The sequence below is a fragment of the Corynebacterium sp. c25Ua_47 genome, from assembly GCF_039907205.1.
Classification (GTDB): Bacteria; Actinomycetota; Actinomycetes; order Mycobacteriales; family Mycobacteriaceae; genus Corynebacterium; species Corynebacterium hiratae.
The window spans coordinates 194,370-210,115 of the sequence record NZ_JASBOH010000001.1 but is presented as its reverse complement, the minus strand read 5'-3'; the positions used below and the strand labels follow the sequence as shown (position 1 = coordinate 210,115).

The 15,746-nt window shown below is 62.0% G+C and carries 13 protein-coding genes; 2 read left to right on the top strand and 11 right to left on the bottom strand.

Going from position 1 to position 15,746, the window contains the following annotated elements; genetic code table 11:
- The first annotated feature begins 20 nt into the window (after nt 1-20).
- Nucleotides 21-689 carry a TetR/AcrR family transcriptional regulator gene (locus QKE52_RS00945; protein WP_347947869.1) on the top strand — a complete coding sequence of 223 codons (669 nt, stop codon included), beginning with the start codon at nt 21-23 and terminating at the stop codon, nt 687-689.
- A 53-nt stretch (nt 690-742) separates the two neighbouring features.
- Here QKE52_RS00945 and rpsP read toward each other — a convergent pair whose 3' ends face one another.
- Nucleotides 743-1,267, bottom strand: coding sequence for a 30S ribosomal protein S16 (gene rpsP / locus QKE52_RS00940; protein WP_046648030.1), 525 nt, complete (start codon nt 1,265-1,267; stop codon nt 743-745).
- 294 nt (nt 1,268-1,561) lie between these two features.
- Here rpsP and QKE52_RS00935 point away from each other — a divergent pair, with 294 nt between their 5' ends.
- Nucleotides 1,562-3,814: an acyltransferase family protein gene (locus QKE52_RS00935; protein WP_347947867.1), complete on the top strand. Its 2,253-nt coding sequence runs from the start codon at nt 1,562-1,564 to the stop codon at nt 3,812-3,814.
- 69 nt (nt 3,815-3,883) lie between these two features.
- Here QKE52_RS00935 and ffh read toward each other — a convergent pair whose 3' ends face one another.
- From ffh to QKE52_RS00885, 10 genes are all read right to left on the bottom strand, one after another.
- Entirely contained in the window at nt 3,884-5,479 is a 1,596-nt protein-coding gene (gene ffh / locus QKE52_RS00930; protein ID WP_049155367.1) for a signal recognition particle protein, read from the bottom strand.
- A gap of 49 nt (nt 5,480-5,528) precedes the next feature.
- Nucleotides 5,529-7,628, bottom strand: coding sequence for a [protein-PII] uridylyltransferase (locus QKE52_RS00925; protein ID WP_347947866.1), 2,100 nt, complete (start codon nt 7,626-7,628; stop codon nt 5,529-5,531).
- A 3-nt stretch (nt 7,629-7,631) separates the two neighbouring features.
- Nucleotides 7,632-7,970 carry a P-II family nitrogen regulator gene (locus QKE52_RS00920; protein WP_046648027.1) on the bottom strand — a complete coding sequence of 113 codons (339 nt, stop codon included), beginning with the start codon at nt 7,968-7,970 and terminating at the stop codon, nt 7,632-7,634.
- 3 nt (nt 7,971-7,973) lie between these two features.
- Nucleotides 7,974-9,359 carry an ammonium transporter gene (locus QKE52_RS00915; protein WP_347947865.1) on the bottom strand — a complete coding sequence of 462 codons (1,386 nt, stop codon included), beginning with the start codon at nt 9,357-9,359 and terminating at the stop codon, nt 7,974-7,976.
- A 157-nt stretch (nt 9,360-9,516) separates the two neighbouring features.
- Nucleotides 9,517-9,885: a Na+/H+ antiporter subunit G gene (locus tag QKE52_RS00910; RefSeq protein ID WP_046648025.1), complete on the bottom strand. Its 369-nt coding sequence runs from the start codon at nt 9,883-9,885 to the stop codon at nt 9,517-9,519.
- 4 nt (nt 9,886-9,889) lie between these two features.
- Nucleotides 9,890-10,180 carry a cation:proton antiporter gene (locus QKE52_RS00905; RefSeq protein ID WP_046648024.1) on the bottom strand — a complete coding sequence of 97 codons (291 nt, stop codon included), beginning with the start codon at nt 10,178-10,180 and terminating at the stop codon, nt 9,890-9,892.
- The gene (locus QKE52_RS00900) at nt 10,180-10,731 is read right to left on the bottom strand and encodes a monovalent cation/H+ antiporter subunit E (protein WP_347947864.1); all 552 of its coding nucleotides are present in this window, start codon (nt 10,729-10,731) and stop codon (nt 10,180-10,182) included. The genes QKE52_RS00905 and QKE52_RS00900 overlap by 1 nt, the downstream gene beginning before the upstream one ends.
- On the bottom strand, nt 10,732-12,273 hold the full coding sequence (locus QKE52_RS00895) for a monovalent cation/H+ antiporter subunit D family protein (RefSeq protein WP_347947863.1): 1,542 nt from the start codon (nt 12,271-12,273) through the stop codon (nt 10,732-10,734).
- Nucleotides 12,274-12,711, bottom strand: coding sequence for a cation:proton antiporter subunit C (locus QKE52_RS00890; protein WP_010190439.1), 438 nt, complete (start codon nt 12,709-12,711; stop codon nt 12,274-12,276). It lies immediately after the preceding gene.
- Nucleotides 12,708-15,689, bottom strand: coding sequence for a DUF4040 family protein (locus QKE52_RS00885; protein WP_347947862.1), 2,982 nt, complete (start codon nt 15,687-15,689; stop codon nt 12,708-12,710). Before QKE52_RS00885 ends, QKE52_RS00890 begins: the two co-directional genes overlap by 4 nt.
- Nucleotides 15,690-15,746 lie beyond the last annotated feature (57 nt).

Sequence of the window (15,746 nt, the reverse complement as noted above, 5' to 3'; positions counted from 1 at the left end):
TTTAGTACTATTCTTATATCGTGAGTAGTTCGAAGCCGTATCATCACGGAAATTTGCATGAAGAGATCCTCCGAGAGGCCATTAAGCTCGGCCGGGAGGGCGGACCGGAGGCTGTGACGATTCGCGCCGCAACGCGCGCGGTGGGCGTCTCCCCCACCGCCGCCTACCGTCACTTCAAGGACCAAGCCGCGCTTCTCGACGCCGTCGGGGCCGTCGCCACCTACGAACTCATCAACAAGCTCAGCGATACCTTCGAAACGACTGAGGGCACCATCATTGACAAGATGATGGCGGCCGGTTTCACCTACTTCCACCACGCCTTGGAAGAGCCGCACTTCTTTATGTGCATGATGGCCGCGAGCAGCTTTGATATTCCGGCCGGGCTCGTAGCCGCGGCTGAGGGGCCCGGCGAAGATCCACGTGTGCAAGCCATGTTCAATTTCTACGGCTACATGGAGCAGTACGCGCGATCCATCGGCCAGCAACCCAAGAGGCAGCACATGATGCAAAATTGCCTGGCCGGCTGGTCAACGGTGCACGGCTTCACGGTCTTGTGCCTCAGCGGTCATTTGGGGTCGCTACCGGAGGAAAAGGTGGAAGCTATGGCGCAGTCAGTTATTGCCTCCGCTGCCCGCGGCTTGGACTTCGAAAACCCTCTGGAGGTCCGCCTCCCACGGCCGAAAAACTAGATAATCCCCGCGACCTACTGGTCAGCGGGGATATTACGTTTGGAGTGCAGGAATTACTCTGCGGACTCCTCAGCCTCAGCGGAGTCGGCCTCTTCAGCCTTAGCGGCCTCTTCCTCGGCCTTAGCAGCCTCAGCAGCAGCGGCTTCCTCAGCAGCCTTCTCGGCGGCAGCCTTAGCCTCAGCCTCTTCCTTGGCCTTGCGCTTCTTCTCGGTGATGGCCTCGATGGTCGGGCCGTTGTTGGCCTCAGCCAGAGCAGCGTTGAAGAGATCCAGCTTGGACGGCTTCGGCTCAGCAACCTTCAAGGTGCCCTCTGCGCCCGGCAGACCCTTGAACTTCTGCCAGTCACCGGTCACCTTGAGCAGTGCGAGAACCGGCTCGGTCGGCTGCGCACCGACACCCAGCCAGTACTGAGCGCGCTCGGAATCGATCTGGATCAGGGACGGCTCCTGCTTCGGCTGGTAGATACCGATGTTCTCGATAGCCTTGCCGGAGCGGCGGGTGCGTGCATCAGCGACGATGACGCGGTACTCAGCGTTGCGGATCTTACCCATACGCTGCAGCTTGATCTTAACGGCCATGATTGGCTCCTTTTCTAGTCACCGGGCAGTTCAGACACGCGCCGCTTTCTGGCGCGCCGGTTCAACCCTTGGATTTATCCTGCGCGTGACGTGCCGGCCGTCCGTAGGCGGTACCGGCGTTACGCAGAGATGAAGTTTTACGTGTCCTCCACGCGGTGCGTGAACAACCTCAACAACTTTAGCGGAACCCACACGAGATAGGAAATTCCCTTTAGCTCTTGCATAGTTAGGCCTTACCCCGTGAAAGGGGTAGTCTGTAATGCGGTTATTTCGCCGCCACACAATCCTCCTTTTATGAATAAACAAGCACCCTCCACATTCCGCTACCGTTACGACCTTGACGGCCTCCGCGGCATCGCGATCGCCTTGGTTGTTCTGTACCACGTCTTCGTTGGTCGTGTCTCAGGTGGCGTCGATGTCTTCCTCCTGCTTTCCGGGTACTTCTTCTTGGGCTCGCAGCTGCGCTATGCCGCGCGGCCCAACGCCTCCCTGAACCCGTGGTGGCCCATCTGGCGCACGCTCCGCCGGCTTGTTCCTTCCCTCGTGCTCGTCATCGGCGTGAGCTATCTACTCGTCCGGCTTTTCGCTCCGAAGCTCATGAACACGGAGCTCACCAAGCAGATCACTGCGACGGTCTTCTACTACCAGAACTGGGAATTAGCGCGGCAGAACGCTGACTACGCCGCTGCCTCCGCAAGCACATCACCACTGCAACACATGTGGTCCATGGCGGTCCAGGGCCAGTTCTACCTGCTGGGCATCTTCTTCGCTCTCGGCCTGGCCGCTTTCATGCGCCTGCGCCCCAAGAACACGGGCCTGCGAGAACAGCGCTTCTCTTCCATTAATTCCATCGCTGGCCCGATTCTCCTCGTAGTTACCGTCGCTTCTTTTGCCTATGCATCCCGCGACGGGCTCTTTGGCACCCCGGAGAACTACTACTCCACATGGTCGCGCGCGTGGGAGCTGACTTTGGGCGCGGTGCTCGTTATCTATGGCTCGCACCTGCGCATGCCGCAACACTTGTCCAACCTCGCCACCGCCGTCGGTCTGGCCGCGCTCGCCTGCACCGGTCTGGTTATCTCCGATACCTTGGCATTCCCTGGGCCGCTGTCCCTGTTGCCGATCGGCGGCGCGGTGCTCATCATTATCGGTTCCGGCGGGTCTTTCTCGCGGGTGCTCACCACCCGGGTTTCTCGTTGGCTCGGTGATATCGCCTACCCGCTCTATCTGTGGCACTGGCCTCTGCTCATCATTTCCATCGCCGCCCTCGGCCTGGAAACCCCTCCGTGGTGGCTCGGTGCCATCATTATCGTGGTGTCGCTGGGCTTGGCGGACGTGACGCATCGTTTCGTCGAGAAGCCCCTGCGCCAACACCGCAAACGCCCGCTTGCCGACGACCTCCCCGTCCACCGCGGCCTCGCCGACCTCCGCACCCGCACCGGCGCTCTCCGCGGGGTCGGTGGCGTCGTCGTTGCTGCCTGCACCATTGCTCTCGTGGCCGTTCAGCCGCTGTGGCTGCGTAGCCTGCAGGAGGCCAACCGCGAAATCCTAGATCCGAGGCTCTACCCGGGAGCCACGACCTTCGTTGAGAACATCACGCCGCCTGAGAACGTAGAGATCAAGCCTGACCCGATTCTCGCGCGCGGCATCCAGCCGCCGGTCGCTGATAATTGGTGCTTCATTCCGGAGCAGGAACCAACGGACTACTTCATCGAGATGCAGAAAGACGGCGTGACGCCGTGCATCTTTGGTGACGTTGATTCCGACGTCGAGGTCTACTTGGTTGGTGGCTCGCATGCGGAGCAGTTCTCCTCGGCGCTGGATTACTTGGGCCGCGAGATGGGCTTTAAGCTCGTCCCGCTTACCCGCGTGGGTTGCCCCATCGAGTTGGGCGATGAACTGAGTGTGAAGCCCTCTTGCGCCGAATGGAGCAAGGAAGTGGTCAAGCGCATCATCGACGCGGACCCAGCGTTGGTTGTGTCCAATTCCACGCGGCCAGGACAGCCGTTCGGCCACGGCCCCGATGCTGTCCCACCAGGCTACATAGCCTTCTGGGACGAGCTGGCCAAGCACGATATCCCCTTTGTAGGCTTCCGCGACAACCCGTGGGGCTTCGATGAACACGGCAATGGCCGCCAGTTTGATGAGTGCTACGTGGCCACCAAGGATTCCCTCGGGTGTGGCATGCGTTTCGAGGAGGTCTACGCGCCCTATGACCCCGGCGCTGAAGTCCTCTCGCAGTACGACAACATGCTCGCCGTGGACACCTCGAAGTGGTTCTGCAACGCCGACGGCGATTGCCCGGTCATCATCGGCAATATTATGGTCTATCGCGATATGCACCACTTCACCAAGGCCTTCGCCGACTCTGCCATCCCGCTCATCCGTGAAGCAATCGCGCCTATCCTCAACGGCGAGCAGGTCAAACAGCAGCCCCCGCAGATTCCCGCCGATAGCCCCGTGATCCCCCAGTCCGCTGAGACGCCTCCGGCCACACCCGCGGAGCCCATCCCCTATCCGGCCTACCCCACAGGAGAAGCCATCTAGTACGCAGAAGGGCCGGCGCTACAAAGCGCCGGCCCTTGTCTCACCGAAGAAGGCTATGTTCTTCTTCGGTTATTTCTTCTTGCCCTGCCCAAAGTCCAGGTTGCTGAGGTCGATATTTTCCATGCCCTTCGGCATCTTTATATCGCCTAGTCCGGGCATGCCGCCGCCCATTTGCTCCTGCATCTTTTGCAGCTCCTGCATCGACGGCATGCCACCCGGCATACCGCCGCCACCACGACGCTTCGGCGGCTTGCGCTTGCCGTTCTTGCCCTTGCGGCCCTTCGGCTTCTTCTTGGTAGCGGAACGCCCACCGCCCATGCCCGGCATACCAAAACGACCGGCCATCTGCGACATCATCTTCTTGGCTTCGGTGAAGCGCTCGATGAGCTGGTTGACGTCAGAAACGCTCACACCGGAACCAAGGGCAATACGCTTGCGGCGCGAAGCGTTGAGAATCTTCGGGTTCTCGCGCTCCTCCGGGGTCATACCGCGGATGATGGCCTGGATGCGGTCGAGCTGCTTCTCGTCGACCATGTCGGCGATCTGGTTCATCTTGTTGCCGCCCGGCATCATCTTGAGCAGGTTGCCCATCGGCCCCAGGTTGCGCACCATGAGCATCATGTCCAAGAAGTCATTGAGCGTCATCTCGCCGGAGCCCATCTTCTTGGCGGCTTCCTCCGCCTTGGACTGATCCAGCTTGGACTCCGCCTGCTCGATAAGTGTCAGCAGGTCACCCATGCCCAAGATGCGCGAGGACATGCGCTCCGGGTGGAAGACGTCGAAGTCCTCGAGCTTCTCACCTGTGGAGGCGAACATGATGGGCTTACCCGTGACCTCACGGATGGACAGGGCTGCACCACCGCGGGCATCACCATCCAGCTTGGTCAGGACGACACCGGTAAAGTCCACGCCATCGCGGAAAGCTTCAGCGGTCTGCACGGCGTCTTGGCCGATCATGGAGTCAATGACGAAGAGCACTTCGTCCGGGTTGACGGCATCGCGGATGTTGCGCGCCTGCGTCATCAGGGTCTCATCGATGCCGAGGCGACCAGCGGTATCGATGATGACGATGTCGTGCTGCGTACGCTTAGCCTCTTCGATGCCGCGCTTGGCGACGTCCACCGGATCCCCATGCGAGGTACCCATCTCATGCTCGTGGGAGTCCAGGGAGGTGCCAGGATCCGGCGCGTAGACGTCGACCCCGGCGCGCTCGCCAACGATTTGGAGCTGCTGCACCGCGCCCGGGCGCTGGAGGTCACAGGCCACCAGCATCGGGGTATGTCCCTTGGAGGCAAGGTGCTTGGAAAGCTTGCCCGCCAAAGTGGTCTTACCAGCACCTTGGAGGCCGGCGAGCATGATGACCGTCGGCGGATTCTTGGCCAGGTTGAGGCGGCGGGTCTCGCCGCCGAGAATCTCGATGAGCTCCTCGTTGACGATTTTGACTACCTGCTGCGCCGGGTTGAGGGCCTCGGAGACCTCGGCACCGGCCGCACGCTCCTTGATGCGCTTGATAAAGCCGCGCACGACGTTGAGCGAGACGTCCGCCTCCAACAACGCAAGGCGGATTTCGCGCGCTGTGGCGTTGATGTCCGCCTCGGTCAGCTTGCCCTTGCCGCGCAGGCCGGACAGGGCTGATTGCAAGCGGTCAGACAAAGACTCAAACACGGTGCAGTGCTCCCTCAACTATCGTGGATAAATTTATAACTTCCCCAGCTTAGCCGTTGACCAGTGCTTGGGTCACATTCCGGACGAGGGCGGCGCGGGGGACGTCGCCAAGCGGCACGGCGTGGAGCACCATCGTGGCGCCCGGCGCGGCGGTGGATACCCACTCGCACTCGGGAAGCAGCGCCAGCACGTGGCCGAGCGTACCCGGGTAGTCATCGATCCGAACTTCGAAGACTCCACTGCTCCACATCGCGGTCGCGGGCCCCGGCACAAAATCGGGCAGCACGGTATAGGTGCCAGATTTATAGGACTGAACGAGGCGCTCCTCCACCGTGGCGAGATCGATGGCACCGTGCAGAGCGCGGATGTCGAACTCGCCGGCATAGCCCTCCTCGGTGCGTACGAGGCGCGAGGAAAGAATATTCCAGCCCAGTGCGGCAATCAGGGCCAGCGGACGCACGGCCTCCCTTTGGTAGTTGCCGCGCCACAGGACGGTAAAGCTGTCATCCTCCGGGTTGTGGCGCAGGCCGATGTCGCGGTCGGCGGCAACCAGAGGACGAACTGGGCGCAGTGCCTCCAACTGCGCAAAAGCGCGCCCGCTGACCGCTTCGATGCCCTGCTCTAGCCTGCGGTTCCACACACCGGGTCCGGTGGATTCGGCATCTGCGCGGGCGAGCACGACGAGGAGAGCCAAGGTGAGGTAGTCATAGCGCACAGCTTCGAGGAGCTCGTCACGGGCTTCATCGGATGAAGGGTCCGTGCGGGAGACGATGCGCGTCAGCGTGGTGTGCTCAGCGACCACGGTTTGTACGCGGGAGCGATCCGCCAGGTCGAGACCAAGCTTGGCTGCGGCTCGCGCCACCATCTCCGCCCCCACCATCTCGTGCGGGCGCCCATAGCCTTTGCCGATGTCGTGATAGAGCCCCACCAGGAGCAGCAGGTCCGGCCGGGCCACGGAGGTGCGCGCTTCCGCACAGCGCGCGGCGGTAAGGATGGAGTGGTAGTCCACGGTGTGAGCGTGCGTGCGCTCGCGCGGCAACAGCCCCCGGATGTGCTCCCACTCTGGGACGAGCCGCTCCCACAATCCGTGAGCGTCCATCTCCTGGATGAGGCGCGGAGTGTTGAGCGGCGAGGACAACAGGCTGAAGAAGGCATCCGTCGCGGCGGCGGGCCAGCGTTCGGGCAGTTCCGGCAACTCGCGCAATTGCTCCCAGACGTGGGAGGGCACTGTTCTGCCCGAGCGCGCCGCAGCGGCGGCCACGCGCAGGAGCAGCCACGGCTCGTCGAGATCGGCGGTGCGAGCGAGGCGGATCTCGCCCCCGACATCAACCACCCCGATATCGAGGGGCTTACGTGTGCGGTTGTGGCTGCGCCTGGCCACCACGCCCCGCGCCGTTGCCAATGCCCGCTCCACGGCCTTGTCCACCGCTGCGGCGGCAGTCACGACGGCCGCAGACAAGTCATAGCGGTCGGCAAAACCCAACTCGTGAGCTATCTCCTCAGCGAATTCGGGATCGAGGACGTCGCGGTGTCGGCGGGCGGTGACGTGGAGGAGCGTGCGGACGTCGAGAAGCAGGGCCTGCTCTTCCTCGAGCGCTGGGGCGTCGGCGAGGTTGCCCAGGGCGAGGGCCCGCAAGAATTGGATGTCGCGCAGGCCGCCCCGCCCATTCTTGATATCCGGGTGGGTCATCGTGGCCAGGGTCCCGGACCGGCGCCAGCGGGTGATTGCTAGGTCGACGAAAGCATCGAAGTTGCTCTGCAACAGGCGGCGCCACGAGGCATAGACCTGGGCGCGGGTGGAGTCCACGAGCTGCTTGTCGCCGGCGACGAAAGCCAGATCCAGCTGCGCGAAGCCGGCGGCGGGATCAGATCCGGCGATGGCACCGAACTCGCGCGGGGTGCGCACGGCGTAGTCAAGCCGGTATTTGGCGTCCCAGATGGGGTACCAGATTTCGGAGACGACGTCCTCGGGAAGCTCGGTGTCATCCGGGTGGAGGAGAATCAGGTCGAGATCCGAAAAAGGGGTCATCGCCCGCCGGGCAAAAGAACCCGTGGCGGCAAGCGCACAGCCGGGCGGAAGCTGCAGGGACTGTGTGAGGCGCAGCGCCGAAGCGTAGGCGTCCTCACGCAGTTGGGCGGCCGTAGACACCTTTTAGAGAGCGGCCTCGCCGCGTTCACCGGTGCGTACGCGGATGACGTCCTCGACGTGCGTGATCCAAATCTTGCCGTCACCGATCTTGCCGGTGTAGGCGGCGTCGACGATAGCGGAGAGGATGTCCTCCACCTGCTCGTCGGCCGTCACCACCTCAAGCTTGACCTTGGGTACGAAATCGGTGGCGTACTCGGCGCCGCGGTAGACCTCGCTGTGGCCGCGCTGCTGACCAAAACCCTGGGTCTCGGTCACGGTCAGGCCGTGCACGTCGTGCTGTTCGAGGGCTTCACGGATGTCCGGCAGCGTGAACGGTTTGACGATGGCAGTGATGAGCTTCATCTGTTACTCCTTAGCTCCGGCGGTGTCGACCCGCGGCTGGACGGTAGGTGCAGGGTTAATCCTAGCGTCGTGGGTGTGGCGACGGTGAGACGCCACGGACTCACGGAAGTCATAGGCGGACTCGCGGTGCTCGCTCAGGTCGATGCCTTGGTCTTCATCATCGGCCCTCCACCCCAGGGTGGCGCGGATGAGGAGCGCCACAACCAGCGTAACGGCAGCGGAGAACAGCATGGCGACGAGAGCGATGAGCGCCTGGACGACGAGCAGCTTGAAGCCTTCCGAGAGGTGACCCGTAAGGATGCCGTTATCCGTGGCGAAGAAGGCCAACCCGATGGTTCCCCACAGACCAGCGCACAAGTGGACGCCAACGACATCCAGGGAGTCATCGAAGCCCCAGCGGTACTTCAGACTGATACACAGGCAGGCGATAATGCCGCCGAGGAACCCGAGGGCGATGGAACCGAGCGGGCTGAGTGCTCCTGCGGCCGGGGTGATGGCGACAAGACCTGCAATCGCGCCGGATGCAGCGCCGAGAGAAGTCGCGGCGTGGTCCCGGATTCTTTCCACGAGCATCCAGCCGAGCATCGCTGCGGCCGCTGCAACAGTGGTGTTGAGCCATGCCAGGCCAGCAAGACCGTCCGCAGCGAAAGCGGAACCGCCGTTAAAGCCGAACCAGCCGAACCACAGAAGCGCAGCGCCCAGCATCACCATCGGAAGGTTGTGGGGCCTATCGATGTGCTTCGGGAAGCCCGCGCGCGGGCCCACGACGATAGCCAGAACCAGGGCAGCCGCGCCGGCGGAAATGTGCACGACGGTGCCGCCCGCGAAGTCGATGGGAGCAATGAGAGCCTCACCGTTTGATACACCGAAGAGCCACGCTGCGAGGGAACGCGGGGCATGGGAGAGCACTCCCCCGCCCCACACCATGTGGGCGAGTGGAAAGTAGGCGAAGGTTACCCAGGCGCCCGCAAAGGTGAGCCACGCGGAGAACTTCACGCGGCCGGCGAGGGCGCCGGAGATGATGGCTGTCGAAATAATGGCGAAGGTTGTTTGAAAACCGATGTCGATGATGTTGGGGTAACCAGCACTGCCGGCAAGGTACTCGGCGGAGGGCCCGGTGATTTGGCCGCGTAGCCCCCAGGCTTCAAACGGGTTGCCCACGATACCGGCCAGCGAGCTTTCCGCATAGGACATGGACCACCCCCACAGAACGTAGAGCACGGGGACGAGCGCTAGTGCGCCGAAGGACATCATCATCATGTTGAGGACGTGACGGTTGCCCGCCATTCCGCCGTAGAACAACGCCAATCCGGGGGTCATGAGCAGCACCAAGGATGCGCTGATGAGCATCCATGCTGCGTCGCCGGAAGAAAATGCTTCAGGAGTCATACGTCAACTAACCTCGTTTCTATAGCTTGATAGGTAACGGGACTTAATATACCTATCGCACTATAGAATTAGGAAGGAAAGTGAGCTGCAGATCACACTTAAGATCGAAAAAGCGGCGAGGGAAGCACTCTCCTCGCCGCTTGTCCCAGCACGCGCCCTAGAGCTCGTCCTCGGAAGCCTTTACCGTTTGCTCACGCTCGCGCATACGCTTGGCATACTTCACGTCGGTGACGGTCACGCCGTAGATGGAACGGCCCATGTAGAAGGAGCCCACCGACGCGATGATCCACACGCCGAAACACGCGATCATGACCTTGATCAGCGACCACAGGGAAAACCCGTTCTCAGCAAAATCCACGACCAACTTCGCCACAAGCAGCAGCGGAACGGCCAAACCGACCGTCGGCCCCAGCAGGTTGACGCGGGTCAGGGCATCGGGCGCACGCCACAAGGCGATGGCGGTCCCAATGACCAAGACCGTGGCTACGACCAACAGAATCGAGGCGATAATCTCCGCGATAGTCATGGTCTTACCTCCTACCCTTCGAGATGATGCGGGCCATCGACAACGTCGGCAGCACGCCGGCCGCAATAGCCGCGAGCATGGCGATGTCATAGACGATGGACGCGTGATTAGTCATGGACCACGAAATATACATGCACAGCATGCCGTAAAAGACCATGTCACTCATCACGGTTCGGGTGAGCTCATCACGGGAGCGCAACGCCAATACCAACGCCGCGCACACCGATGCGCCGATGAGGAAAATACTGACAAAAACTACCCATTGAAAGGCGCTCATCGAGGAAAAATCAATCATTACTTATCATCCTTTCGGGCATCCTTGTTCTGCGCGACCTGGCGCAGGGGCCACACGGAATACTTCTCCACATCGTGCGCGGCCAGCGGGGTATCATCCGACTTCGCGATGTCCGGTGCGCGCATGTGACGGCCCAGCGTATCGAGCGTGTATTCGTAGAAGGTCGGGGCAAGTTCCTCCGTCGGGCCCTGGCCAGGTACGCCATAGTCAATGCCCTTCACCCGTGGCGCGAGGCGCTCCTCCATGTCCGCGAGATCCGCCATGACACTGGCTGGGTCATCCCCCATGACCGCTTGAACCAGCACGATACGCGGTAGACCCTCCGCAATCGGCTCGCGCAAGCCCAGCGACAAGGTTCCAGGGGTTGCGGTAATGGACGAGGTGAACCAGAAGATCTCCCACGCGCTCGTCACGCGCAAGGGATATCGCAGCACCACGGGGCGGTAATTGTTCTGCGGTTTGAAGGATTCCGCGGCCAGTGAAAAGCCCGCGACGAAGATTTCCTTGATCAGCCACAACGCGTAGCCAACGGCATGCAACGCAGTCTTCATTTAACGGCCCTCCTGAAGGGAGTCGATGTCGGGTAGGGCTACGGGGTCGTCGCCAAGCACAGCGTGTGCGTAGGACTCCGTATCCAACAAGTCTGCAGAAGCTTCCATGGTGATGCTAATGACCGGCCCGGAGAGGATAAACATGGTCAGCGAGCCCAAGATGAGCGCGGCCGAGGGCGCCATCAGCTTCTTGCGGATCACCAGCTCATCGGGCACCTTCTCCTTGGGCAAATCCTTGCCCCAGAAGACGCGACGCCACACCCGCAGCATGGCCAGGAACGCGGCGAAGGAGGCGATGATAATCACCGCGATGACGGTCCATGCCCATCCCCCGCCGGTGCGGGCGACTTCCGCGACGATGAGAACCTTGCCCCACATGCCGGAGAAGGGCGGGAAGCCCACAACAGAGAAGGCACCGGCGGCGAAGATCCACGCGATGATGGGATCGCGGCGCGCCAAGCCAGAAAGCTTATTGAGCCCGCCCGTGCCGTAGGTCTCCTCAATGGCACCGGAGGCCAAGATGAGGGAGCCCACTGTGAGCATGTGGTGAATGGTGTATAGGATTCCGGCGGCCAGTGCGCGTTGTGCATCGTGGGTGGTAAAGGCCATCATCACCAGGATGAAGGGCATACCGTTGAGCATCTGGTAGCCCAGCACACGACGGATGGAGTTCTCAGCCAAGCCACCGAAGGAGCCCACCACCATGGAGATGATCATGATGACGATGATGAGCGTTCCCCAGCGCTGGTCCATATCGAACAGCTGCACCCACAGGCGGTAGAGCATGTACACCGCCACCTTGGTGTGCAGGCCGGAGAACAAGCCCATGACCGCAGCCGATGTTCCCGGGTAGGTCCGTGGCAGCCAGGACTGCACGGGGAACACGCCGGCCTTCGCAGCGATGGCGATAACGATGATGCCCGAGGCCACCGTCACTGGGCCGTTGCCGGCGGCAGCGCCCGTGAGCGCCGCCAGGTTGACCACGCCGGTCACCGAGTAGATATAGCCCACGCCGACCACCAAAAGCGTGGAGGCGAACAAGTTCACCAGCACGAAGGCGCGGCCGGCAGCCAAGCGCGACCAGGTACCGGACATCGTGATGAGGCCATAGGACGGCAGCAGCATGACCTCGATGAACACGAAGAAGTTAAAGAGGTCAGCGGTGAGCAGGGCGCCACACACACCAGTGATAAGGATTAGTGTCAGCGACGGGTAGTAGCGAGACTTGGTCTCACCGCCCACGATGGCAAACCAGTTGGCACCGAAGGCCACGATCATCGTCGTAATGAGCATGAGTGCCGAGAACGTATCGGCGGCGAAGGCAATACCCGCGTTGCCCAGGTAGTTACCCACACTGTGCGCCACCACTCCGTTGCTCATGGTGTAGAGCAACAGCGCAAAGGAGGCGAAAATACCCACGCCCGGAACGATGAGCATGATGGCATCGCGCACGCGGCTCCATGGCGCGAGGAGCGCCAGCGCCGCCGATACGAGGGGAACCGCTGGGAAGAGCGGGAGGAGGGCGCTTACGGTGTCATACATCTAGTTGTCCTCCTCTTGTTCGAGTTCTTTCAAACGATCCATCTTGTTAGCCGAGCGCTCCAGAATCTCCCGGTTCTGGGTGTCGCGTCCCAGCGTGGAGAAAGCGTGGTCAATGGTGTTGTCATCCACCGGCTCAACAACATCCGTGTCGTCGTTCGCGCCCATCGCTGCCATGGTCAGCAGGATGGTCGAGGTAGCCATGGAAATCACCACGGCGGTCAGCACAAAGGCCTGCGGCAGCGGGTCCGCCATCTGGTCCATGCCCACCTGCGATGGAAAGGACTCCCCGCGGTAGGAGTACACGCCGGTGGCCAGGAGCATGAGGTTGGCACCGTGGCCGAAGGCCATCATGCCCAGCACGATGTGCACAAGGCCGCGCTGCTGGATGAGGTAGACGGCGCTACCGATGAGCAAAGCAATGGTCAGTGCGAGGATCATGAGTTCTTCTCCTCTTGAGCCGAGATTCGGTGGGACGAGGACGCACGGTGGCGTGCCTCGGAGTCATTGAGCAACGCCGTTGGGTCCGAAGACGGGTTGATGGACTCGGGATACGGGTCGTCGACATCCTCCATGACCACGCGCGGGGTATTCGGCAGCGCGGAATCATCGTCATGAACCCACGGCAAGTAGTCCCGCTCGGTGCCCGGGCGCAGGTAGCCACCCAAGGCGTTGATGGCCATGGTGAGCATGCCCAACACCGCGAGGTAAATGCCGAGGTCGAAGATGAGCGACGTCGTCCAGTGCTGCCCCAGGGCGTGGCCATGGATGGCGGTGAGGAAACCACCGGAGCTATGCGACGTCGGGATGTAGCCGATGAAGCCTGCCACCAGCGCCACGATAATGCCCACGCCGGTGAGGTGAATCGGAGTCATGCGCCCGAAGACAATCTCATCGGTACCGCGGGACAGATAGGTCAGGCCGATGGCAGCACCCATGATGAGCGCCGCTGGGAAGCCGCCGCCGGAAGCCTGGTGGCCGCGGTAGAAGACAATGAAGGACATGACCACCAGGATTGGGATGGCCACGGCAATGCCCTTGCGCAGCGGCACCGAGTTGAGCTGCGACTGACCGAACGGAGCCGGGCGTGTGCCGGAGGTGAACGGGAAGCGCGGCAGCGTCGAGGTGACCGCTGCGATAACCACGGCGGCCATGCCCAACACCGAAAGCTCGCCCAGGGTATCGAGTGCACGGAACTCCACGATGATGGTGGCCACCACGTTGTCGCCACCAGTGATATCCGGGGCGTTGTTGAGGTACCACATGGCCAGATCCGAGCGCTCGTGACGGCCCATCAGCGCCCACACGCCCAGGAATGCGGTGAGCCCAGCGAGCACGGCCACCACAATGGAACCCACCTTGCGGTTGTTGTTTTGTACTGGGTGGAATTTCTCCGGCAGGTAGCGCAGGACCATCATCATGACGATGACGGACAGCGCCTCCACCGTGAACTGCGTCAGGGCCACGTCGGGTGCGCCGAGCAAGAACATCTGCAAGGTCACGCCGGTTCCCGCGGTACCAATCATGACCGCACCGGTGAGGCGGTTGCGTGTACGCACCAGACCAAACATGGACAGCGCCACGATGCCCAGCGGCAACAGGTCCCACGGATTATCAAGGCCATCCACGCGCGGGTTGAGAGCCACACCGTCGACACCCGTGGACACCAGAGTGGAGCCCGCAAGGATGATGACTAGGAGGATGATCGGCAGGATCAGCTTCGACGGGTTGTGGGTATCGGACATGCGGCCAACGAAACGGCCGAAGGCTGCGCACACATCCTGGATCCACTTCAGAATCTGGTTACCGGTGCGCGGCAGGAGCTGGCGCTCCTCCATCGCGGTCCACAGCGGCCCGCGGAAGAACAACGCGATGATGCCAGCGATCAGCACCACCACAGAAATAAGCAGCGGGACGTTCAGCCCGTGCCACAGCGCGAGGTGGGAATGGCCCTCCATACCGATGGCCGCCACGATGTTATCGAGCGGCTTATCGAGCGCTCCCATGACGAAAATGATCGGCACCGACATCACACCCGGCAGAGCCGCGGGCAGCCACAACCGCACCGGTGCCTCATGGACATGCGACATGTTGCGCGGGCCATCAAAGAAGGCGCCGAAGACGATCTTGGCGGAGTAAGTAAACGTGAAGAACGCACCCACGCCGGCGACGATGAGCAGCAGCGCCTGGCCGGTAGAACCAATTGGTGCCTCCTCGAAGGCGGTGAGCATTCCTTCCTTCGACACGAATCCGAACAGCGGCGGGACCGCCGCCATCGAGGCAGCACCGATAAGCATGGAGCCGAAGGTCCACGGCATCTTGTTCCACAGCACGCCGAGGCGGCGGATATCGCGGGAACCGGCCTCGTGGTCGATGACACCAATGAGCATGAAGATGGAGGACTTAAACAGCGCGTGCGCCAGCGTGTGCACGAGGGCCGCCGCGATGGCGAAAGGCGTGCCAACACCAATCGTGGCCACGATCCAACCCAGGTGGGACACGGTGGAATAAGCCGTGAGCTTCTTCAGGTCCGTCTTCTGCACCGCGAAGACCGCCGACATCACGGCGGTACCCATACCGGCGACGATGAGCAGCCAGTTCCACACGGCAACGTCGTGGAAGATGGTGGAGAAGCGAATCAAGAGGTAGACACCGGCCTTGACCACTGCTGCCGCGTGCAGGAAGGCCGAGACCGGCGTCGCGGCCGCCATGGCTTCCGGCAGCCAGAAGTGGAAGGGGAACTGCGCGGACTTGGTAAACGCCGAGACCGCAATGAGAATGGCAACCCCGGCGGTCAGGCCTGGGCGCTCCGCCCACACGTCGGAGGCCAAGATGCCCTCAAGGTTCGTCGTCCCCGCTGCGGTTGCAGCAATCGCCACGCCCGATAGCAAGGTGAGGCCGCCAACGAAGGTAAGGATCAACGTGCGCTGCGAACCCGCCTCACCTGACTTACCGCTGCGCGCAATGAGCATGAACGACGCCAGCGATACCAGCTCCCAGGCAAGGAAGAGCACCACGACGTCGTTAGCGAGCACGAGCAGGAGAATCGACAGCGTAAACGCGGTCATCAGGACATAAAAACTGACGTTTCCTTTTCCTTTAGGCAGGTAAGCCGCGGAATAGGTAAACACCACAGCACCGATGACGAGAGCCAGCAAGGCGAAGAAGATGCCGAGTGCATCGCCGCGGAAGGCGAGGTTGACATCAACACCGGGCGCGATCACGTCACGCACCCACGTCACGGAATAGGTCAGTTCTTCGCCACGGGCAAGCGCCGGAAATTCTTTAGCCAACAGTGCCGCGGCGACAATAAAAATGCCGGCTAGCGGGTAGCCGGCTGCGCGATCAGCAACCTTGACGGCTACTGGTGCAAGCGCCACTGCGACAGCTGCGAGGAGGACAACATACAGGAGTGTCACGGAAGAGTAGCCTCACGAACCGTTGTTAGGGCTGTTTAATCAGCCTCACATAGACAG